Source organism: Streptomyces sp. NPDC008313, assembly GCF_042956125.1.
In the GTDB taxonomy this organism is placed as follows: Bacteria; Actinomycetota; Actinomycetes; order Streptomycetales; family Streptomycetaceae; genus Streptomyces.
Window position 1 is genome coordinate 139,850 of the sequence record NZ_JBIBFR010000018.1, and the last position, 21,073, is coordinate 160,922.

Annotated in this window: 19 protein-coding genes and 1 pseudogene; 6 read left to right on the forward strand and 14 right to left on the reverse strand. The window is 74.1% G+C overall.

The window, feature by feature from the left end:
• Positions 1–45: 45 nt before the first annotated feature.
• Positions 46–2,844 carry a hypothetical protein gene (locus ACFY93_RS24145; RefSeq protein WP_391362621.1) on the reverse strand — a complete coding sequence of 933 codons (2,799 nt, stop codon included), beginning with the start codon at positions 2,842–2,844 and terminating at the stop codon, positions 46–48.
• 44 nt (positions 2,845–2,888) lie between these two features.
• Between ACFY93_RS24145 and ACFY93_RS24150 the strand changes: the two genes are divergently transcribed.
• Positions 2,889–3,443, forward strand: a complete 555-nt coding sequence (locus tag ACFY93_RS24150; protein WP_391362624.1) for a hypothetical protein — start codon at positions 2,889–2,891, stop codon at positions 3,441–3,443.
• A 52-nt stretch (positions 3,444–3,495) separates the two neighbouring features.
• Here ACFY93_RS24150 and ACFY93_RS24155 read toward each other — a convergent pair whose 3' ends face one another.
• From ACFY93_RS24155 to ACFY93_RS24200, 10 genes are all read right to left on the reverse strand, one after another.
• Positions 3,496–4,047 (reverse strand): NUDIX domain-containing protein, encoded by a 552-nt coding sequence (locus ACFY93_RS24155; protein WP_391362627.1) that lies wholly within the window; start codon positions 4,045–4,047, stop codon positions 3,496–3,498.
• Positions 4,048–4,116: 69 nt separating this feature from the next.
• Positions 4,117–4,605, reverse strand: coding sequence for a DUF4913 domain-containing protein (locus ACFY93_RS24160; RefSeq protein ID WP_391362630.1), 489 nt, complete (start codon positions 4,603–4,605; stop codon positions 4,117–4,119).
• Positions 4,602–6,359 (reverse strand): TraM recognition domain-containing protein, encoded by a 1,758-nt coding sequence (locus tag ACFY93_RS24165; RefSeq protein ID WP_391362633.1) that lies wholly within the window; start codon positions 6,357–6,359, stop codon positions 4,602–4,604. The genes ACFY93_RS24160 and ACFY93_RS24165 overlap by 4 nt, the downstream gene beginning before the upstream one ends.
• A 79-nt stretch (positions 6,360–6,438) precedes the next feature.
• Positions 6,439–7,947, reverse strand: coding sequence for an ATP/GTP-binding protein (locus ACFY93_RS24170; protein ID WP_391362636.1), 1,509 nt, complete (start codon positions 7,945–7,947; stop codon positions 6,439–6,441).
• Positions 7,944–9,437: an SCO6880 family protein gene (locus tag ACFY93_RS24175; protein WP_391362639.1), complete on the reverse strand. Its 1,494-nt coding sequence runs from the start codon at positions 9,435–9,437 to the stop codon at positions 7,944–7,946. Before ACFY93_RS24175 ends, ACFY93_RS24170 begins: the two co-directional genes overlap by 4 nt.
• Positions 9,438–9,570: 133 nt before the next feature.
• Entirely contained in the window at positions 9,571–10,767 is a 1,197-nt protein-coding gene (locus tag ACFY93_RS24180; RefSeq protein ID WP_391362642.1) for a hypothetical protein, read from the reverse strand.
• A 1-nt stretch (position 10,768) separates the two neighbouring features.
• Positions 10,769–11,557 (reverse strand): hypothetical protein, encoded by a 789-nt coding sequence (locus ACFY93_RS24185; RefSeq protein WP_391362645.1) that lies wholly within the window; start codon positions 11,555–11,557, stop codon positions 10,769–10,771.
• Positions 11,558–11,590: 33 nt separating this feature from the next.
• A complete protein-coding gene (locus ACFY93_RS24190) occupies positions 11,591–11,902 on the reverse strand; it encodes a hypothetical protein (protein WP_391362648.1) in 312 nt (103 codons plus the stop codon).
• Positions 11,903–12,313: 411 nt separating this feature from the next.
• Entirely contained in the window at positions 12,314–12,649 is a 336-nt protein-coding gene (locus tag ACFY93_RS24195; RefSeq protein WP_391362649.1) for a hypothetical protein, read from the reverse strand.
• Positions 12,646–13,221 carry a DUF6668 family protein gene (locus ACFY93_RS24200; protein WP_391362652.1) on the reverse strand — a complete coding sequence of 192 codons (576 nt, stop codon included), beginning with the start codon at positions 13,219–13,221 and terminating at the stop codon, positions 12,646–12,648. The genes ACFY93_RS24195 and ACFY93_RS24200 overlap by 4 nt, the downstream gene beginning before the upstream one ends.
• A gap of 267 nt (positions 13,222–13,488) precedes the next feature.
• Between ACFY93_RS24200 and ACFY93_RS24205 the strand changes: the two genes are divergently transcribed.
• The 4 genes from ACFY93_RS24205 to ACFY93_RS24220 all read left to right on the forward strand — a co-directional run bounded on the left by ACFY93_RS24205 (position 13,489) and on the right by ACFY93_RS24220 (position 18,110).
• Positions 13,489–14,499, forward strand: coding sequence for a peptidoglycan DD-metalloendopeptidase family protein (locus ACFY93_RS24205; RefSeq protein WP_391362655.1), 1,011 nt, complete (start codon positions 13,489–13,491; stop codon positions 14,497–14,499).
• A gap of 11 nt (positions 14,500–14,510) precedes the next feature.
• Positions 14,511–15,179, forward strand: coding sequence for a hypothetical protein (locus ACFY93_RS24210; RefSeq protein ID WP_391362657.1), 669 nt, complete (start codon positions 14,511–14,513; stop codon positions 15,177–15,179).
• Between the two features lie 8 nt (positions 15,180–15,187).
• Positions 15,188–17,455 carry a hypothetical protein gene (locus ACFY93_RS24215; protein ID WP_391362660.1) on the forward strand — a complete coding sequence of 756 codons (2,268 nt, stop codon included), beginning with the start codon at positions 15,188–15,190 and terminating at the stop codon, positions 17,453–17,455.
• Positions 17,456–17,618: 163 nt separating this feature from the next.
• Complete coding sequence (locus tag ACFY93_RS24220; RefSeq protein ID WP_391362663.1) at positions 17,619–18,110, forward strand: hypothetical protein; 492 nt, start codon at positions 17,619–17,621, stop codon at positions 18,108–18,110.
• Between the two features lie 23 nt (positions 18,111–18,133).
• Here the strand turns inward: ACFY93_RS24220 and rarD are convergent, their stop codons facing one another.
• Both rarD and ACFY93_RS24230 read right to left on the reverse strand, forming a co-directional pair.
• Positions 18,134–19,147 (reverse strand): EamA family transporter RarD, encoded by a 1,014-nt coding sequence (rarD, locus tag ACFY93_RS24225; protein ID WP_391362680.1) that lies wholly within the window; start codon positions 19,145–19,147, stop codon positions 18,134–18,136.
• A gap of 214 nt (positions 19,148–19,361) precedes the next feature.
• A complete protein-coding gene (locus tag ACFY93_RS24230) occupies positions 19,362–20,228 on the reverse strand; it encodes an NmrA family NAD(P)-binding protein (protein WP_391362665.1) in 867 nt (288 codons plus the stop codon).
• Positions 20,229–20,322: 94 nt separating this feature from the next.
• Between ACFY93_RS24230 and ACFY93_RS24235 the strand changes: the two genes are divergently transcribed.
• The gene (locus ACFY93_RS24235; protein WP_391362667.1) at positions 20,323–20,715 is read left to right on the forward strand and encodes a winged helix-turn-helix transcriptional regulator; all 393 of its coding nucleotides are present in this window, start codon (positions 20,323–20,325) and stop codon (positions 20,713–20,715) included.
• Positions 20,716–20,811: 96 nt separating this feature from the next.
• Here the strand turns inward: ACFY93_RS24235 and ACFY93_RS24240 are convergent.
• Positions 20,812–21,073 (reverse strand): annotated as a pseudogene (locus ACFY93_RS24240) (2-oxoacid:ferredoxin oxidoreductase subunit beta); the annotation flags it as partial.

The following is a 21,073-nucleotide window of genomic DNA, read 5'->3' on the forward strand; positions in this document are numbered from 1 at the left end:
CGGGTTCGAGGAACCCCCAGGTCAGCGCCCAGGCCACCGCCCAGGTCAGCGTCCGGGTGCGCCGCCTCCGGACGGTTTCGGCGCCCTGGGAACGCGCGGCGGCTGGGCGGGGGCCCCGCCGGCTCCCGCCGGACCGGACGCCGGGCGCCCGGACGCGGCGGCCCGCCGCCCGGAGTGCAGCCGGGCCGCGCCCGCGACCGGGTTGCCGGCGGCCGGTGCGGCGGCGGCCTTCGCCGGCGCCGGTCCGCCGGGCGTGGCCCCGGCCGGGGTGGCCCCGGGGGTGGCACCGGCCGGGGTGGCCCCGGGGGTGGCCCTGTGCGGCGCGGTCCCGCCGGGCGTGGGCGCACCCGGAGCCGGCCCGCTCGGCGCGGGGGTCCCCGCCGCCCGGGTGCCGGCCGTGGGAGTACCGGCCGTGGGCCCACCTGCCGCGGGCCCGCCCGCCGTGGGCGCCCCGGACGCGGGGCCGCCCGTCGCCGGCCCCGTCGCAGGCCCTGTCGGCGGGTTCGGAGCGGGCGGGGTGGAGGCGGGCGGTCCGCCCGGGCCGCCGCCCGCCGCGCGGTGCTGGGCGAGGTGGGAGCCCTGGAGGGCGGTGGCCATGAAACCGGCGGCGACGTTGCCGCTCTCCGGGGGTGCGGTCTTGGCGTCGAGGACGGCGAGACGCGCCATGTCCTCCTTGCCGAAGACGTTGCCGGGCAGCATCCGGGACGCGGCGCCGGTGACGTCGACCGTGTGCTGCCGTCCGTCGGCCTCGAACGCGAGCCGGTAGCCGAGGTACTGGCGGTCCTTGTCGAACATCAGCTCCCCGCGGACCTGTCCGCTCGACTCCCGGGCCCAGGACTCGACGGAGTCGAGGGCCTGCGGCAGCCGGGAGACCCGCCCGAGGCAGGCGACGTACGCGTCCCCCTCGACGCCGAGCGAACGGCCGTGGTCGTCCAGGGCGGCGAGCCGGACCCGCCCGTCCGGCGCCGTCACCGTGCCGACCTCGCCGAGCCGCCGGTCGGAGTACGTCACCAGCCGCCCGTCACCACCGAGCGCGGCGTCGTGCGCCTGGCGCAGCGCCAGATACTGGGCGTCGTTCTTGAGGACGAACGGCGCGTCCTTGCCGACCATGGACACCGTGGCGTCGGGGTTGGCCTGCAGAATGATCTCCGCGTTGGCGATGGCCGCGCCGCCCACGCCCGCGATCAGCCACTCGTTGGCGACCTGCGGGTCGTAGTCCCCGTCCCCGACCTCGTCGCCCATCAGGACCCGGCCGGGCGCCGCGGCGCGGGCACCCTCCCAGGCCGCCGTCGCGCGCAGGGTGTCGGTCGCCCCGGCCACCCGGGGATCACCGGCCGCACCCAGCGCGCCGGCCACCGCCGGGTCGGCGAGCACGTCGAGCGAGGCAGCCGCGCGGCCCTCGCCCTCCGGCAGCGCGAGCAGCCGGTCGCGGGCCCCGAGCGCCTCCGGCGTGCCCGCGGCGGCGAGCTGCTCCGCGAGGACCCCGGTGGCCTCGGGCACCGTGGGTATCCCCCGGTCGGCGCCCGGGACGATCTCGGGCGGGATCCCGGTGGCGACGAGCGGGGACCCCTGGACCTCGACCCGCACCGGGGGCGAGCCGTCGGCCGGGCTGATCTCCGCGATCAGCCGCCCCTCCTCGCCGATGCTCAGCCCCGCCCGGCCGTCGACCAGCGGCCCCCGGGCCGCCGCCGTGTCCTCCCACAGCTGCAACGCCGGGAGCGGTACGCGCTGCTGGGGGTCCGCGAACTGGTAGGGGTCGCCCATCCCGCTCTCCCGCAGATGGCGCACCTGGTCCGCCGACTGCACGATGGCCTCGATGGGGTCCACGTGCCAGCGGCCCCGCGCGTCCACGAGCAGGACGTCGGGGTCGCGGCCGGCGAGCGAGGCGCCACCGCCGATCATGATCTCCCGCTGCGGATACCGGCCCTCGGGCAGAGTGGCCTGCTCCGCGCGGAGCTGATCGAGGGTGTGAGCGCTGAGCGCCGTGCGCTGTTCGGCGGCCGCGGCCACCGCCTGGCCCAGTTCCTCGCGCGGGATGGGCGTACCGTCGGCCCGCCGGCCGGGCATGGGGAAGGCAGGGGCGGTGCCGAGCGCGGCGGCCTCCCGCGGGTCCTGCGCCCGGGCCGTCCGTGCCGCGGCCAGCGCCTGGGCGTCACCGGGAGCCAGCTGCTCCGCCGGCCGGGCGAGCTGGTCCATCGCGTCACGGGCGTCCGGCGTCAGATGCTGCCGGGCGAGGTCGAGCCGGATGTTGGCCGCGTACTGTTCGAGGGCGTGCGCGGCGGTGTCGGTGGCGGGCGCGCCGGTGCGCAGGCCCGACTCGTCGATCAGGGCGGAGAACCGGTCGCGGGCCTCCTGGCGTTCGGGGCCGCCGGCCGCCGGGTCGGTCATCAGGGACGCCAGGTAGTTGAACTCGCCCACGCGCCCCAGGTCCGCGTCGGACAGCTCCCGGCCGGTGGGCGGTGTGGCACCGGCGGCCAGCAGGTTGTCCAGAGGCGCTCCGCGGCCCACGGCCGACCGGTCGCGTACAGCGAGCAGTTCGCCCACCTCGCGGCTCAGCACCTGGCCGGTCATCTCGGGCGGCATACGGTCGGAGAGCTGGACCACGTACCGGTCGGAGGTGGTGTTGGTGAACGTCCGGGACAGCCGGGGCTCGGGCAGCGGCGCCGTCTCCAGGCGCAGTTCGACGCGCTTGCCGGCCGTGTCGTTCAGCGCGAAGAAGCGCCGCCCGTCCTCCTCGGTGATGCCCTGGTCGCGCAGTCGTCCGGCGTAGAGCTTCCGCAGCACCGCCGGCAGGGCGGCCTCCGCGTCGGCAAGCAGCCGTGTCTCATCGGTGTTCGGATTCACTGACGTTCCCCCGTCCGGCGTCTGGATTCCCGTAGGATCATGGCATGTTGATCGCTCGTTCGATGCAGGAAGCGCACCTCTACATGGATCTCCACGCCTGCGTCTGCGGCGCGGAGGAGTTCGACCGTCAACATCGTCTGGAGAACCACGACGGTGCGGTGGTCAGCGTGTACGAGGGCCCGTGCGCGCAGTGCGGCCGTACGCGGTCGTTCGCGTTCGTCGTCCCCGCCGAGGACCCGCCCGCGCCGCCCGCGTTCGGCGGCGCGGAGCCGTCACGGATCATCGACCCCGGCGAGTTCCTGTTCATCGGCGACCGGGTGTCGACCGACGCGGGACTGCGTCTGCTGAACACACCGCCGGCCGAGCACCGCGAGGTCCGTCCGGCCACCGCGTACGCGCTCGCCGCGTTCGAGGAGGTCGCCAAGTTCCTTCCGGAGGGCGCGGACCGCGTCCCCGAGGCCCGGTTCACCTCCGACCGGGGCCGCGAGGTGTACGCTAAGGACCCCTCGCGCTTCACGCGTAAGGAGATCACCGCCGCTCTCGAGCTGAAGCGGAAGATCCTCGCGGACATCGACCGCTTCAGCCCGCCGCAGGACTGACCCGCACGGGTCCGGGTACGGCCCGCGGCCCTCTTCCCCGGCTCCGGCGAGCTCAGTCGCCGAGGAGCGTCGCCCACGTGCCCAGATCCAGCAGCAGTGCCATGACGCCGACCAGGGTCGCGCTGCTCACGATCTCCCGTCGCGAGATCATGCCCGGGATGTCGGCCAGCGGGATCCACTCCAGCCGGTCGGACTCGTTGCGTTCGGTGGGTTCCCCGATCAGTACCGCGTCGTTGACGCGGTACACGAAGTGCTGGGAGTCGGTGATCCCGCCCGCCGGCTGTGCGTAGACCAGCTCCCGTACCGATCCCGGGCGCCATCCCGTCTCCTCCTCCAGTTCGCGTGCGGCCGCGTCCTCGGGCCGCTCACCGTCCTCGACGAGCCCCATGGGCAACTCCCACCCCCAGGTGTCCGTGACGAAGCGGTGACGCCACATCATCAGGACGCGCTGCCTTGCGTCGACCGTCACGGCGACGGCGAGGTCACGCAGCCTGACGACGTGGTAGTCGACGCGCGCACCGTCGGGCTGTTCGACGTCGAGGCAGCGCAGCCGGACCCAGGGGGTGTCGTGCAGGGTGCGTTCGCCATGGATGGTCCACTGCATGCGGGGGGTCCTGTTCTCTCGCCGGCGTGAAGACGGAGCGGGCCGACGGCCGGGCCGTGCGGGAGCCGCTCACCACAGGCTCGTGTCGTAGGGGCCGGGCTCGGCCGCTTCCGGGGCGCCGTGCCCGGTGGGCGCGTCGGCGCCCGGCTGCGCGAGCACCTCGTACGGCTCGGTGACCGGGTGCTGTTTGTCCCGGTGGCTGCCCTCCTTGCACCCGGCGAACGGCCCCGACGGAGAGCGCAGTTCGGCCAGTACGGGACCGAGGTGGTCCCGGTGCCAGACGGCCGGCCCCGACGCGCCCGCGGCCGGGTCGGTGAACTCCTGCCAGGCCAGCCACAGCCCGTGCAGCCGTGCGACCGCCTCCATGTGTTCCCACCAGCGGGGACACCACGGCTGCTGGGAGGTGACCTCGCGCCCGTAGACGGGCAGCAGCAGATCGCTCACCCAGAGGGCGAGCCGGCCCATCTCCTCCAGGTACTCGCGGCCGTCCAGGTAGAGGATGAACGGCGGGGCACCCTCCGGGCCGGCGGCGGTCTGTTCGGTGTCGGGGGTGGTCATCGCAGCGTGATCCCTTCGGCGGCGCGGGCGGTGATGGCCTTGACCTCGGCCTGCGCCGCGGTCGCGATACGGTCGGCGCCCGGCTCGGAGTACCACGGCCGCAACCGGACCAGCGCGGGCTTGATCCCGGTGGCCAGCAGCAGCGCGGTGCCCTTGGGCAGGGCGCGGATGCGGTCGGCGGGCAGGATGCGTTCGAGGCGGTACGAGGTCGAGCGGGACCGTCCGTCCTTGCTCCTGGAGTAGCTGACCGTGGAGACGTCGTGCTCACCGACCAGCCGCGACACCTTCTCCACGAAGTCCGCGTCGTCCAGGCCCGCGCCGAGCAGCTTGATGGTCGCCGCGCCCCACAGCGCGTCCATGCCGGCCTCGCCCCAGACGCGCGCCCCCTGCCGGTAACTCTGCAGCAGCGTCACGATGTTGATGCCGCGCGAGCCGAAGTGCGAGTACAGGTCCGGCAGATCGGAGATCCGGCAGACGTTGGCGGCCTCGTCGAGCACCGCCGTCATCGGCGGATCGAGCCGGCCGCCCATCCGCTCCGCGGCGACGACGCCCGCCCGCAGCACGGAGTCCGCGGCGGCCGCGATGACACCCGCGGCCGAACCGCCGCCGTCCTTGGACAGCAGGTACAGCGTGTCGGTGGACAGGACGTGCCGCTCCGGGAGGAACTGCGGCAGCCCGGGGTCGGGGCTGACCCAGGCCGCGATCTTCGGGTCCAGCAGACAGGCCACGCACTGGCGGGCCGTCTCGTAGATGCCGTCACGGGTCTCCACCGCGCCCTGCACGGTGCCCTGGAGCTGGTCGGCGAGCGCCGCCATCCCGGCGTCCCTCAGCAGGTCGACGGGCGTACGGTCGGCCGGGTCGGCCAGCCACGCCAGCACCTCGCCGACCTGCCGTCCGCCCCGGTTGGCGGCGTGGAACAGGGCGGTCAGGGTGTTCTGCGCGGCGGAGATCCAGAAGTCCCGCTTGGACGCGTCGTCGTTGACCGCGCCCACGAAGTGCCCGGCGAGACGGCGGGCGCCCTCGATGGTGGCGGCGTCGGCGAGCATGTCCCACCACAGGGCGCGGGGCGAGTGCGCGATGGCCTGCGGGTCGAAGGTCCACACCTGGCCCGCGCGCTCGCGTTCCGCGCGCGTCACGCTGTACACGTCGGCCTTGTTCGAGGTGAGCAGCACGCTGCCGCGGGCGCGCAGCACCCGGGGCACGGCGATGCCGGTGGACTTGCCGGCGCGCGGGGCCATCAGGTCCAGCTCCACGTCCTCGTAACTCGACCGCAGCTCCGGGCCGTTCGGCTCCAGGTTGCCGAGCAGGTTGCCGGTGTCGTCCGGGGCGAGCCGGCCGCCCGTCTTGGCGAGGGAGGGGCGCAGCTGCCGGGCGCGCTCCGCGGCGCCCTTCGGGAGCATGCCGGCCAGTTCCCGGCGCCCCGCGAGCCCGGAGGGCTTCGCGACCCGGCGCCGTACGAGCGTGATCAGGACGACGACCAGGGCCACGACGGTGCCGAACACGCCTGACATGCCCGCCGCGACCGCGCCCGTCGAGGCGTCCGGCCACAGGGTGGCCGGGCCGTCCTTGACGAGCGTGGACAGCGTGGAGAGCCCGAAGGGGGGCGGGTCCCAGCCCGCGCCGGACACGGCTGCGCCCAGGCTGCCGCCGAGCCAGGCGCCGAAGAACAGCGTGCCGATGAGGAGCGCGGCGCCGGGGACGACCCAGGGCAGCAGGTCGTCGCCGGTGGATCGTCGCGTCGTGCGTGTGGTCATCTCAGGTTCCCCCCGTGGTCTGGCCGCGGCCCGCTGTGGTCCTACGGCTCGTCTCGCCCCCTCCGCCGCCGGCGGGAGCTCAGCGCATGCCCCCCTTGGTCAGCGAGGGCCCCTCGGCCTGCGACCACCGCGTGTTCGTGTTGTGCAGCGCCCGCTCCGTGTCCGTGATCGACACCTTGATCGGGATGCCGGGCCGGCCGCCCACCTTGATGAGGAACCTGCCGCGTCCGGGCGGTTCCTCGTTGCCGCCCGTGCTCGCCCATCCCGGCGGCGACGACCACGACGACACCAGTTCGATCTCCCGCTCCGACATGCCCACGATCTCGCCGAGTTCGCGCATCTCCGTACGGGGCAGCCCGGCGCAGACCACCATCCCGGCCCGCTCCACGAAGCCGCGTGCCTTCGCCCGGTCGGCCTCGGAGCCCAGGGCCTCGGCGTCCTTCAGGGTGTGCGTGATCTTCGCGTCGCCGAGCCCGAGGGAACGGTTGAGCCGGGTCAGCGCGTCGATGCGCTCGACGATGCCGGAGGCGGCCCGCAGCGGGCGCCACAGCTCGTCGAGGACGGTGAAGAACCACCGCTGCGGCGCGAGCCCGGCGTCGGCGAGGGCGTGCGCGGCGGCGACCGTGCCGAGCCCGTCGGACCAGGCGGCGAGCATCGCCGCCGCGGTCAGCTGGGTGTCGGCCTCACCGATCCGGGAGATGTCCACGCAGACCGCCGGCGAGGCCGGGTCGATCCGGGTCGACGTCTCGGTGGCGAACGTGTCGCCGAGGGGCCCGTCGAGGACACCGAGCAGCGAGCGGTGCAGGGGGTCCACGGCCTCCTGGTAGCGGGCCACGTCGCCCCGGTCGAGGGTGACGGCACGCACCCGGTCGGGACCCTCGTCCAGCACCTTCAGCAGGTCCGGCAGGAGCGGCGCCCGCCCCGGCTTCGTACGGTCAGCGAGGTGGTGCAGACAGGCCGAGAGCACCGACTGCTCGTGGTCGTCCATCGGCCGTCCGCGCACGATGGTGATCAGCGCGGCGACCATGTTCAGGACACGGCCGTGCGCCTCCGCGGCCAGGACGCGCCCCCGCTCCCCGCCGATCCGTACCGCCGCCTCGCCCATCGCCCCCGGGTCGAGGACGTTGATGCCGCCGACGCCGCGCCCGATGGAGATCACCTGGCCGCCCAGCGCCCGTACGGTGTCGGCGTAGTCGGGCTTCAGGTCGCCGAGGACCAGCGGGGTGATGCCGGTGGCGGACATGCCGATCAGCATCCGGTTGACCAGAGTCGACTTGCCCAGGCCCGGCATGCCGAGCATGAACAGCGACGGGTTGGAGATGTAACGGGCCCGGGTGAACCACGAGATGGGGTCCCCGCACACGGTCGCGCCGGTGTGCAGGTGCTGTCCGAGCGGGACGCCCGTCATCGGCGCGCCCGAACCGGCCGCGAACGGCCACAGCCCGCAGGCCTGCACGGTGGTCGCCCGCCACATGGCCGGCGGGTCGACATGGGCGACCTGCCCGCCGCCGGGCCCGAACCATCCGCGCGGCGGCGCGAGCCGGGGTCCCTGCGAGGACGGCGAGGGGGACGAGGAACGCTTGCTCACAGCGCCTCCCGGATCTGGTACGGAACGAGGGTGTGCTCCCACGGCAGCAGGCCGACGGGGAGGGTGCAGGTGAACGCGGAGGCCTGCATGCGGTCAGCGGGCCGCATCAGGATCCGCGACGACGCCTGGAGGTTGCGCACGGTGATGCCCGCGTCCTGCAGCTCCTCCTCGTCGTCGACGGTGACCGTCACCATCATCGAGAACTCCACGAGGCCGGCGCCCGCCGCCTCCTCGGCCGCGGTCTGCTCGGCCGCCTGCATCTCCGAACTGGCCCGCGCCTGGACGAGACCGCGCCGCGAGCCCGCCATGAAGTGCGCGGAACGGCGGTCGGACTCCACGATGCGCGCGGAGGTCGCCGGGTCGATCGGGCGGTAGATCAGCGAGACCCGCTTGCGGCGCGTGCCCGCCGCGGGCTCCAGCAGACCGCGCAGCACGCTGGAGCGGACGGTCCCGCGCGGGGCCAGCGTCAGCATCCAGGTGCGCGAGACACCGGAGTCGTGCCGGTAGGTGTTCACCGTCTCCACCGCGGCGGCGGGGCCGGCGTCGGCCCATTCGAGGCCGGTCGTGGTGTGCTCGGCACGGGCGCTGAGGACGTCGGGGGCGATCGCCGGGTCGTAGGCGACGCGCACGATCTCCGCGAGCCGCTCGGCGGACAGCGGGTAGGCCGAGCCGCCGCCGGCGGCGACGAGTCCGGCCAGCAGACCGGGCAGCCGCATCGACAGCTCGGTCACCACGTCGGCGGTCTTCCGCTTGGGACCGGCCGTCGGACCGTAGGTGAGGGCGATGTACGTGTGCATCTCCGAGGACGCCGACGGGTAGCGCTGGACGACCTCTTCCATCACCGCGCGGGCGGCGGGCGGCGCGTCGGGGGAGATCCTCGGCAGCACCTCGGCGGCGAGCCGGGTCCCGGTGTCCGGGGCGGTCTCGACGACGACCTGGGCGCCGCGCAGCCCCGGCTCGTGGGAGAGCCGGGAGAGCCAGTCGCCCCAGGACGCCACCCAGATGTCGACCTGCTCCGGGTCGACCAGGGAACCGCCGTCCGGCTCACAGGCCAGGACCACCGTGTAGAGGCCGCGGCCGGGGTGGTGCAGCACGCCGAAGGAGCGGTTGTAGGCGTCGCGGCCCTCGTACATCCTGGTCCGCGCGAGCAGCCCGGGCGGCTGGAAGCGGCCGCCGGGACGCTTGGACAGCGGCCCGGAGACGTAGGTGTGCGAGCCGTTCGCCTTGCGCCGCATCCAGCCGATGCGGATCGCGACGACCTGGTAGACGTTGCGGCCGTCGACCGTGCGCAGCGCCAGCGGGGCGAGGAAGAGGCCCACCGGCACCAGGACGGCGATGGCCAGCATGAGGGAGAGCAGCGAGGCGAGCAGCGCCACCAGGAGTCCGCCGAAGGCGACGACGGTGCCGAGCAGACCCAGCGGACCGAGTCCGGGACGGCGGGGCCTGCGCCAGTTCCCGTAGGTGGGACGCGTCATGGCGTCGGCTGACATGGGGTTCCTTCTTCCGGCTGTGAGCTTCGGGACAGCTCGGTGCGAGCGGGGATGTGGGGGCTCGGGGCGTGAGGCGCCCCGGGCCCCCGGGGGCGGCGGGCCGGGCCCCGGTCCGCCGCCGACGGGCCTTCGGCTACTGGTTGTGGCCCTTCATGCCGTCGTTGTCGTCGAGTGAGTTGGCCACTTCGGACGCCGCCGCGACACCGGTCTGCACGGCGACCGCCGCGGCCTGCACCGCGAGGGCCGCACCACCGGTGGCCGCACCCGCGGCCGCGGTACCTCCCGCGGCCGCCGCGCCACCGCCGCCGGCACCGGCACCGGCGCCGCCGCCGGCCGAGGCGCCCGCGCCCGAGGACGGGGAGCCCTGCGGTCCGCCGCCGCCTCCGCCGCCACCACCGCCGCCTCCGGCACCGCCGGCGGCGATGCTGACGGCGCCGCTGGCGACGTTGTTGACGGCGTTGAGCGTGACCGTGCCGCCGGACGTGGAGCCCAGCGCGGCGGTGGCCGGGACGATCAGCTTGAGCAGGGCGGGCAGCGCGAACACGGACAGGATCAACATGCCCATGCCGGCGATGGTCTGGTTGAGATGACCGGCCTCGTTCTGCTGGTCCTCGGCGCTCTGCGTCATCGCCGTGGCCGCGTAGATGATCAGCGCCGCCGCCGGTTTGTAGAGCAGCCAGGCCGCGAGCCAGCCGATGTGCTTCTTCCACCAGCCCTCGCCCCATCCGGTCATCGAGGAGGCGGCGGCCAGCGGCAGCGTGCCGACCAGCATGATCAGTACGCCGATGCGGATGTACATCAGGCAGATCTGCACGAAGCTCGACAGCATCACCAGCAGGCCGAAGATCAGGACGAGACCCGGCGAGTTCAGGATCATGACGCCGAGGATCGTGTCCGCCGTCGAGCCGAGGTCGGACTTGGCGTAGACCTCGGAGGCGTACGCGTCCGAGGCGTCGGCCAGCAGTTTCACCCCTGTCGTGGCCACCCCCGCCACCAGGAGCACTTTCCACATGCCGTTGAACGCCTGGCGCATGGACTGGCCTTTTCGGTCGATGGCCATGCGGATCGCCGCGATCAGCAGCGAGGCCACGGCCACGTAGCCCACGATCCAGTCGGTCTCGGTCGAGATCTTGGTGGCGGCGGTCTCCGGGTTGCCGAGGCTGACGTCCATCCACACGCCGTTGAGCGCCTTCAGGACCTCGGAGGCGGCCTCGCCGATCGCCTTGGCGAACGTCTCGACGGCACCGTTGGCGAGGGCCTCACCGGTCTCGCCGAGGCCCCACTTCAGTCCCTCGCCGACACAGTCGTAGACCTTCCAGGTGCACCCCATCTCAGGCCTCCCAGCTGACGAAGCCCTGAGTACCGGTCACCTTCGACATCCCCGCGTAGATCGTGCCGTCCGTGTCGGGTGCCAGCTTCCAGTCGCCGTCCTGCCAGCGCATGCTGACCGAGGTGCTGCCGTAGCTCGAACCGGGCCCGCGCAGCAGGAACATCAGCGTGGCCTCCTTCTTGTTGTAGGCCAGGACGGAGAACCCCGCGTAGCCGCCGACGTCCGGCTTGCCGGAGGTGGGCTTGTCCTCGGCCTTCGAGCGGTCGCTGATCAGCGCGTCGCGCCCCGCGCCGGGCACCACCTGGCGGTCGACGACCTCGCGCCAGCCCGGGTAGCTCAGGTGGTCGGTGATGGCGTGGGCCGCCAGCACCGCGCCCATCGGGGTGTGCGCGAAGCAGGACCAGACAGGGCCGTCGTACTTCAGCGGTCCCGCCGTCTTCGACACCGGGACCAGCCCGGTGCCGTCCGCCTTCCAGCGGAAGTCCTTCGGCGCCTTGGTGGGCTTGTCCTGGTCGCTGTCGTCGGTGTGACAGCCGGCGGGGCGGCCGTCCGCCTCCCGGCCCTTGCCCTTGCCCTTGTCCTTGTCTTTGCCGGAGGTGGCGCCGGGCTTGGGGCTCGGGTCGCCGGACGCGCCGGTGGACTCGTCCCCGTCACCGCCCCGCACCAGGACGACGGCCGCGATGACGAGCAGCACCAGCAGGAACCCGGCCGACGCGATCCAGCCTCGCTGCTGCCAGAACGGCTGCTCCCACTCGCCGCTGCCCCCTCGGGACCGGCCGGATCTCAGCATGGTGCGCTCCCTTCGTCTCGGTCGTTCGGCGGGTCAGGCGAAGACGAACGTGACGACGGGGCCCGCGGTGGCCACCAGGACACAGCCGCCGAGGACCATGCCGAGCCGGCCCATGTGCTCCGAGCCCTCGCCGCGGCGCATCGAGATCGCCATCATGGCGCCGGTGATCAGCACGCCGGCGACGCCCGCCGCGGTACCGGCCCAGGCGAGGATGCCGAGGACGGTGTTCACCTTGCCGGTCAGCTCGCCCGGCGCGTTGCGGGTGGGCTTGGGGACGTTTCCGTCCGCCAGGTAGACATGGGCCTTGGCCAGTTGGACGTGGGCGTTGGCGATGGCGTTCAACATCTGGCTTCTCCCCGATTCGGTCGGCTGCCGGGCCGACAACCTGCTTGCTGCGATGGGTGGTTCGGGTGTCCGAGGGCTGAGTGACGCCCTGGGTTCCCGGTGGCACTGTGAGCTTGGCGACTCCTGGGGGGGTGAGCCAAGCGATGTAGTGATCCAGCACCTGACGGTGACGTGTCCGTGACACACGGGAAGTTCTCGTCATGTTCCGTGGGCTGACGGGACGTCACGGACCCGTCGCCACGCGACGGAAGGCGGGCGCCGGTCGGGCGATGTGAGAGGCACGTCAGATCCGGGGCATGACAAACGAGGGCCTTCGTCGGGCCGCCGGACCGTCAGGCTCGTGCCGTCGTGCCGTCGTGCCGTCGTGCCGTCGTGCCGCACCGTGGCGGCGGGCCTGTGCCCGCCGAGGCGTCAGATCCAGGGCATCACGAACGAGACGATGGGACCGGCCGTCGCGCCGATCACGCAGGCGCCCATCACCGTCAGGAACTGGCTGAGGTGCTCCTCGCCGTCACCGGTCCGCACGGCCAGCGCCATCCGCGTGCCCACGATCAGCAGCCCGGCCACCCCCGCCGCGGTCACCAGCCAGGCGATCCATCCGAGCACCGTGTTGAGCGGTCCGGTGACCGCCCCGCTCGGCGCGGCGAGCGGGGCGGCCGTCATCGCGGTGTCGCGGACGGCGCCCACGGTGTGCAGCACGTCCGTGCCCATGCTCATCGTCGTACTCATGGTCGTGATCAGGGTCATCGGGAACTCCCTTTCCCGGTCGGCGATGCCGCCGCCCCGGTGAGACGGGCCAGCCGGTCGCATTCGCGCGGCGGAGGGGCGGCCAGGTCGCCGGTGCGCCACGCGGGCACCCACGGCACCCGGTAGACGTCGATCACCGAGGCGATCACCTTGATCCGCTGGGCGAGCTGGCGGGGCAGCCGCCCCGGTGCGTCGGCGACCAGGACGATGGCGTCCAGGTCGAGGCCGGGCGGCGCGTCACCCCGCCGGAAGATGTCCAGGGTGTGCGAGGCGGCGTCGAGCCCCGAGGCGTGGGTGCGGGCCACCAGCAGCACCGACGCCGGATCGCCCTGTTCGGGCCGGGGCCAGTCGCGGCCCGCGTCATGGCCGCCGAAGACGGCGGCGAGCGTCGAGGTGCCGGCCCCGCCGTGCGTGGCGATCCAGGAGAACCGCCGCGCCGTCACGGTGACGTGGGCGGCGCCCTCGGGCTCCTGCTGCTGCACCCCCGGACCGCCGACCGGCCCGCGTATCCAGATCTCGGGCCCACTCGGGGCCCCGGGCCCGCTCGGCCCTTGTGCGGCCATCCCCTGCATCTGCTCTCTCCTCCGTCGTCTGCCCCACAGATCCTCACGGCGACCGGCCCGGTTCGGTAACGGGGCGTGAGTTCCTGGGACGAGTCTGTGACGCACCGGTGACGCGCGGAGCGGCTGTGAACCGGGAGACTCGACTCGCGGCGCTGCGGCGGAGGTTGGGCCCGGCGGGGCGGCGGGAACCGCGCCGTCCGCCGACCGCGTACGGACGGGAAGCACACGGAATCGCGAGGCTGAGGGGAGCCGATGTCCAACGGGGGTGGATCCACCATGACCTGGGTGGTCGGCGGCTGCGTGGCGGCCGTGATCATGCCGGTCGTCATGATGGTCGCGGTGAGCGGATCGCCGAGCGAGGCGGACACGCCGTCAGGCGTGGGAGGCGGGCTCAAGGAAGGCGAGGTTCCGGCGCAGTACGTGCCCTGGGTCCTGAAGGCGGGCGGCCTCTGCGAGGTCATCAAGCCCGCCGTGATCGCCGCGCAGATCGAGGCGGAGTCCGGCTGGAACCCGAACGCCGTGTCACCGGTCGGCGCCGAGGGACTGTCGCAGTTCATGCCGGGCACCTGGACCACCTGGGGCCGCGACGACGACGGCAACGGCCGGATATCCCCGTACGACCCGGGGGACGCGATCATGGCGCAGGGCCGTTACGACTGCGCCCTGGCCAAGCAGGTCCAGGGCTACAAGGACCGCGGCAAGGCCAGCGGCGAGACGCTCGACCTGGCCCTGGCCGCGTACAACGCGGGGCCGGGCGCGATCGAGCAGTACGGCGGGATGCCCCCGTACACCGAGACCCGGAACTACGTGGCACGCATCAAGTCCCTGATCGCCAAGTACGAGTCGGTGGACGACCCGCCCGGGACGATCCCGGCGGGCCAGAAGATGGCGATGCCGCTGTCGGGCAACCCGCCCGTGACCTCGCCGTACGGCATGCGGATGCACCCGATCCTGCACGTGTACAAACTGCACACGGGCATCGACTTCGGCGCCGCCGCCGGTACGCCGTTCAAGGCCGCGCGGGACGGCAAGGTGACCTTCGCCGGCTGGTCCAACGGGTACGGCAACCGCGTGGTCATCTCCCACGGCACGATCGGCGGCGCCCAGATCTCGACCACCTACAACCACATGAGCGCGCTCAGCGTCAGTGTCGGGCAGGAGGTCAGGGTCGGACAGCGGGTCGGCGCCGTCGGCTCCACCGGCTACTCGACCGGCCCGCACGCGCACTTCGAGGTCATGAGCAACGGCAAGTACGTGGATCCGGCGCCCTGGCTGGGCATGAAGTGAGGAGGGAAACCATGCTGCTCACGAGGGCGGCCGCCGTCGCGGTCGCATCCGTCACGGCTCTCGCCGCGCTGACCGGCTGCGGCCTGGCGGACCACCGCGAGGCGGGCGCCGCCGCGCCGAGCACGTCCGGCACACCCTCGGTGTCCCCGAAGGCACCGCTGCCGCCCGGGAAGCCGCTCGGCGGCGACGCCCACGTGCCGAGCGTGCTCGGGGTGGACCGCACGGACGCCGGCGAGCTGGCTCGGGCGTGGGCGCGGGTGGCGTACGGCTTCGACACCAAGTACGACTCCGGCCCGCACGACGCCCTGCTGCGCTCGGCCCGCTGGTTCACGCCGAAGAAGGCGGCCGCCGAGCGTTCGTACCGGCCGGCGGCCGGAGCGGGCGACGACTGGAACGCCTGGGCCTCGCACAAGGCGTGGACCACGGTGAAGGTCGAGGCCGACGAGGACGGCGACGCACCCACCGACACGCGTACCCTCGCCTACCGGGGCCTGTTCGTGGACGGCACGGCGCACGGCCGTGACGGCTGGACCGGAACGGGCCCGCGTGCCAACGTCTTCGTGAAACTGGTGCGTTCGCAGGACGGGAAGCCGTGGCGCATCGCCGACGTCATCACGGTGGACGCCGCGACGCCCCCGTCGCCCTCGCCCTCGTCCTCCTCCACTGACCGACCCGAGTGAGGGAACCGATGTCTCGACTCAGCCGCGAACAGAAGCGGGAAGCGCAGCGCGCGGCACGACAGGCCGCCTCGGCTCCACCGGGAGCGACGCCGATCGAGGTGTACGTACCCGCCTCGGCGCAGCCGGCGCCCGGCGCCGGGGGCGCGACGGTCGGCGGGATGCCGGTGGTCGCCGCGCCCGGCGAGTCGACGCAGGCCGCCGTCCTGAACTACCTCCACCGCCTCGCCCTCGCCACCGGTCACCCCGTCCTCGCCACGGTCCACGACGAGCGCATCGGATACGTCGTCCCGCTCCAGGTGCGCGTCGACGGCTCCAGCGGACTCGCGGGCGACCCGGTGCAGGTGGCACCCCCGGCGGCCTACGTTCCGGAGCCCGTGACGCCTGCGGTGCCTGTGACGCCTGCGGTGCCCGCGGCGCCGGTGGCACCCGTGACGCCTGCGGTGCCCGCTACGCCTGCGGTGCCCGCGGCGCCGGTGGCACCCGTGACGCCCGCGTCCCGGACCACGGAGGCCGCGCCTGCCGCGCCTGCCGCGCCTGCGATGCCCGCGGTGCCTGCGATGCCCGTGGCGCCCGCTGCCTGGGCCGCGGAGGCCGGGGGTGCGCCGGGGGACAAGGCCACGTACCTGCTGCGGGCGGTGCCCGAGCAGGCGACCGGTCCGGTCGCTGAGCCGACGCCCGCGCCGGCCCCCGGCTCGGAGGCGCGAACCGTGACCCCGAGCCCGGCGAAGCCCGCCGAGGCGATGCCGCCGGGGGGCACGGCCCCCACGTTCGCCCTGCGCGCGGTGCCGGAATCAGCCGCACCGTCGCTCCCGGCACCTTCCCTCCCGGCACCTTCCCTCCCGGCACCGGAGCCGGTCGCTGCGCCGGTCCCGGTCCCGGAGCCCGCCGCCGATGTGGCGCCCGCGCGACCGGAGCGGGCCGAGCCGCCCCGGCAGCCTGAGCGGCCCGTCGCAGCGCCCGCACCCGCGCCCGCCCCGGTGCCCGCGCCCGCGTCCGCGCCGGTCCCGGCACCTGTTCCCGCCTCCGCGCCGAGCCCGGCCGCTGCGGCCCGTGGGGTCACCCCGGCGACGCACGTCCTGCGTGCCGTGCCGGAGTCGGCGGCGATCCCCGCGGCCGAGCCCGTGACATCCCAGGCCCCCGCACCCCGGACTCCCGCACCGGAGCCCACCGCGCCCGAGCCCACCGCGCCCTCCCAGGCTGATCCCGTGCCGACGGAAGGCACCTTGGCCACGTTCGTGCTGCGCGCGGTGCCGGAGCCCGTGGCGTTGCCCGCGGGGACGCCCGGACTCGCTCAGACCCTGCCGGGTGTTCCCGCACCGGCGCCGTCCGACGCCGTGCCCGCCGGTACCGTCTCCGCGCCGACGGGGGAGTTCGGCCCGCTCACGGACCCGGCCCCGGCGTCCGTCGACCCGGACCCCGTTTCCCGGTGGGAGTCCCCCGACGAGCCGTACTCCGCCCCGGCGTGGAACGTGCCCGCGGCCGCGCACGGCACCCCCGCCCCGAAGCCGGAGGCGGAGGCGGAGGCCGAGCCCACCCATGAGCCCGCGCCCGGACCGGCGTCCGCGCCCGAGTCCGAGCCCGTACGCAGTCCCGAGCCCGCGCCCGAGCCCGCGCCCGTACTGCCTCCCGCTCCGAAGCCCGCGCCCGTGATCTCGCCCCTCCTCGGCCTGGGCCCCGTGGAGGAGCCCCATCCCGAGCCCAAGCCCACTCCCGCACGCGGCTTCGACGCCGTCGCGGAGGCCGTGCTGGCCCCGGCGGACGAGGCCGGGGAGGGTTCCGGTGCCGTGCTGCTCGCCGAGCCCGTGGCACGGATCAACGAGGCCGTGAAGATGGGCCGGATCGAGGCGGCCGCCGGGATGGCGGAGGTGGCCGTCGCCGAGGCGACCACGACGCTCGGCCCGGACCACCCGGAGGTGCTGCGGCTGCGCGAACTGACCGCGTACATCGCCTACTTGGCAGGAGACGCGCTGAGGTCGTTCCACCTGTCCCTCGACCTGGCCCGGCTCCGCGCCCGGCTGCGGGACCAGGGCGCCGCGTACGGCAACGTCCAGAGCGCGGCCGCCGCCTGGCGCGCGGTGCGGGACCCGCTGCAGGGCCTGCACCTCGGACGGGACCTCATCGGCCTGTGGAGCGAACTCGCGGCCGACGGCGGCCCCGCCGCCGACGACATCGAGCAGCTCGAATCGGCCAGGAACCGCATGAACCGCCTCGCGGAACGCGCCCGTGTCCTGGCCGACAACCCCTACGCCCAGAGCCCTCATGCCCATGGCCGGTGAACGCGGCGAGCGCCCGGGACGCGCAGGGGAGGGGGCCTTCGGCGACCGGTCCGGCGACCGGGTCCGCCTCCGGGGCCGTGACCTTGCGGACGCCGCCCGGGACCGTGGCAGCGACCGTGCGGACGCCGCCCGGTCGCGGCCACCGCGCCGTCCGAGGGTCGAGGTGCACATCAACGAGCTGACCGGCACCATGAGCTGGCGCACCCTGAGGCCGGGCCCTCGCCCGGGGGCCTCACGCCAGGAGCCCGCCGCACCCGGCGGCCGCGCGGAGGCCGCCGCCCTGCGCGCCGCCGGCCTCGACCCGTCGCGTGTCAGGGCCAGGGGCGCCGCCCCGATTCCGGCGAACCCGACGGCCGTACGGGCGGCGGTCGACGTCCACGTCGAGTCGCTCACCCCCGAGCAGCTTCAGCACCACCTAGCCCGGGTGGGCGCCCTGCGCTCCCGGGTCGCGGGCGACGCGGCACGGGGGACCGGGACGCCGGCCGCCGTCGCGGCCCGCGTCCGCTCGGGCGGTTCCGCGGCGCGCGTCCACGCCCTGTCCGCCGAACACGCGTCGGCCGCACGGGAGGCGGGCCGCCGGGGCCCTGCCGCCGCTCCGGGCGCCGCCCGCCCGGGAGCCGCACCGCCCGCGCCGGGACCCCGCCCTCACCGATGACGGCGGCGAGCACCCGGCAGGTGTCAGGAGGCCGTGGAAAGCGGCCCCGTCGACGCCTCCGGTGCCTCGGCGTCCGCCTCGGCCGTCTCCTCGGCGAGCACCGCCGTCCGGGCGGCGGCCGCGGCCCGCAGCGCCCGCGCCGACCGCCGCGCCGTCCGCAGCGCGTCCCAGGTGAGCAGCGACAGCGCGAGCCAGACCAGCGCGAACCCGGCCCAGCGCTCGGCGGGCATCGCCTCGTGGAAGTACAGGATGCCGAGCAGGAACTGGAAGACGGGGGCCAGGTACTGCAGCAGACCCAGCGTGGAGAGCGGCACGCGGATCGCGGCCGCGCCGAAGCAGACCAGCGGGATCGCGGTGACCAGGCCGGTCGCCGCGAGCAGCGCCCCGTGCCCGGCGCCCTCCGTGCCGAAGGTCGCGTCGCCGCGCGAGCCCAGCCACACGAGATAGCCCAGCGCGGGCAGGAACTGGATGGCGGTCTCTGCGGCCAGTGACTCGATGCCTCCGAGGTTGACCTTCTTCTTCACCAGTCCGTACGTCGCGAAGGAGAAGGCGAGGCAGAGGGAGATCCACGGCGGCCGGCCGTAGCCGATCGTCAGGACCAGCACCGCCGCGAAGCCGACGCCGACCGCCGCCCACTGGACCGGCCGCAGCCGTTCCTTCAGCAGAAGGACGCCCATGGCGATGGTGACGAGCGGGTTGATGAAGTACCCGAGGGACGCCTCGACGACGTGTCCGCTGTTCACGGACCAGATGTAGACGCCCCAGTTGACGGTGATGACGGCCGCCGCGACGGTCACCAGCGCGAGCCTGCGCGGCTGCCGGACCAGCTCGCCGAGCCAGGCCCAGCGGCGCATCACCAGCAGGGCGACGGCGACGACGGCGAGGGACCACACCATCCGGTGGGCCAGGATCTCGACGGCTCCGGCGGGCTTCAGCAGGGGCCAGAAAAGGGGGACGAGTCCCCACAGCCCGTACGCGGCGACGCCGTTGATGAGCCCGACCCGCTGCTCGGCCTTCGCCTGCCCGGCCGGACCCATGTTCTGTATGCCCTCTGACTGCCCGGCCACCGGCCCCTCCTTCGCACGAGGCTGCCCGCGCAGCCTCCAAGAAGGTAACGCCGGGACCCCCGCCCTGTCATGCCCGTATCGCCATACGGTCATGACAGGTTCGGGAGCGGCCCGTGGGCACTTCAAGGGCGGTACGGGGGTGGCCCGGGGATGGTCGGAGAGGGCGGGGGTGACCGTCGCGCGGTCAGCCCCTGACGTTCTCGAGGCCCACCGCGATCGCGTCGGAGAGCGGTGTGGTCGGCCGGCCGGTCAGCCGGGACAGCGTGCCGCTGGTCCCGGCGAGCCGACCGCGCCCGATGGCGGCGTCCACGTCCACGAGGATCGCGGCGAACGGCTCCGGCAGGCCCGCGCCCGTGAGGACGGTCAGGTGCGTCTCGGCGGGCACGTCGCTGTAGACGATCTCCTTGCCGGTCTGCCGGCTGAGCTCGGCCGCGTACTCGGCGAAGCTCCACGCGGTGTCACCGCTCAGCTCGTACACCGCGTTCTCGTGGCCCTCGCCCGTCAGCACGGCGACGGCCGCCGCCGCGTAGTCCGCCCGCGAGGCCGAGGCGAGCCGGCCCTCGCCGGCGCTCTGCACGACGGCACCGTGCTCGAGGACCGGCGCCAGGTTCTCGGTGTAGTTCTCGTGGTACCAGCCGTTGCGCAGGAAGGTGTACGGCAGCCCCGAGTCGAGGATCACCTGCTCGGTCACCTTGTGCTCGTCCGCGAGCCGGAAGTCGGCGGCGGGCCCGCCCAGCACCCCGGTGTACGCGAGCAGCGCGACGCCCGCCTCCGCGGCGGCGTCGACGACGGCCCGGTGCTGGGCCTCGCGCCGCCCGACCTCGCTGCCGGAGATGAGCAGTACCCGGTCGCCCGCGGCGAAGGCGCCCTTCAGGGTCGCGGGGTCGCCGTAGTCGGCCACGCGCAGGGTGACGCCCTGGGCGGCCAGACCGGCGGCCTTCTCCTGGTCGCGGACGACGGCCACGACCTCGGCGGCCGGGACCTTCTCCAGCAGGCCGGCGATGACGAGACGGCCCAGGTGCCCGGTTGCTCCGGTGACGACGATGCTCATGTCTGACAGCTCCTTGTGCGCGGTGGGGTATGACACTCACCGTACGACTAGCGCTAACTTTTGGAAAGTACCCACTTTGAAGTAAGGTACTGCCATGACGGTAAGTGCAACGCGCGGGAACTCCGGCAGGTGGAACGCGGAGGGCGAGGCCATGTGCCCGCACCGCCTCGTCCTGGAGCATGTGACCAGCCGCTGGGGCGTCCTCGTCCTCATCGAGCTCCTCGACCGCCCCTACCGCTTCAGTGAGCTGCGCCGCGCGATCGGCCGGGTCAGCGAGAAGATGCTCACCCAGACCCTGCAGACCCTGGAGCGCGACGGCCTGGTGCACCGGGACGCCAAGCCGGTCATCCCGCCCCGCGTCGACTACTCGCTCACCGGCCTCGGCCGCGAGGCCGCCGAGCAGGTGCGGGCCCTGGCCGGCTGGACCGAGAAGCGGATGGCCGATGTGCTGAAGGCCCGCGAGGCATACGACAGGGCCCGGACCTGACGGCCCGGGCCCTGTTCACGTGCTGTGACTGCTGTGACTGCTGTGTTCTGTCTGATCTACCCGCTGTGACTGCTGTGGCTGCTGTGGCGCACGGCCTTAGCCGACGACCGTCCACGTGTCGCCGCCCGCGAGCAGCGCCGACAGGTCGCCCTTGCCGTTCTGCTCGACGGCGGTGTCGAGCTGGTCGGCCATGAGCGTGTCGTAGACCGGCCGGTCCACCGAGCGGAACACGCCGATCGGGGTCTGGTGCAGGGTGTCGGGGTCGGCGAGGCGGGAGAGGGCGAAGGCGGTGGTCGGGGACGTGGAGTGCGCGTCGTGGACCAGGATCTGTGCCTCGTTCTCCGGCGTGACGGCCACG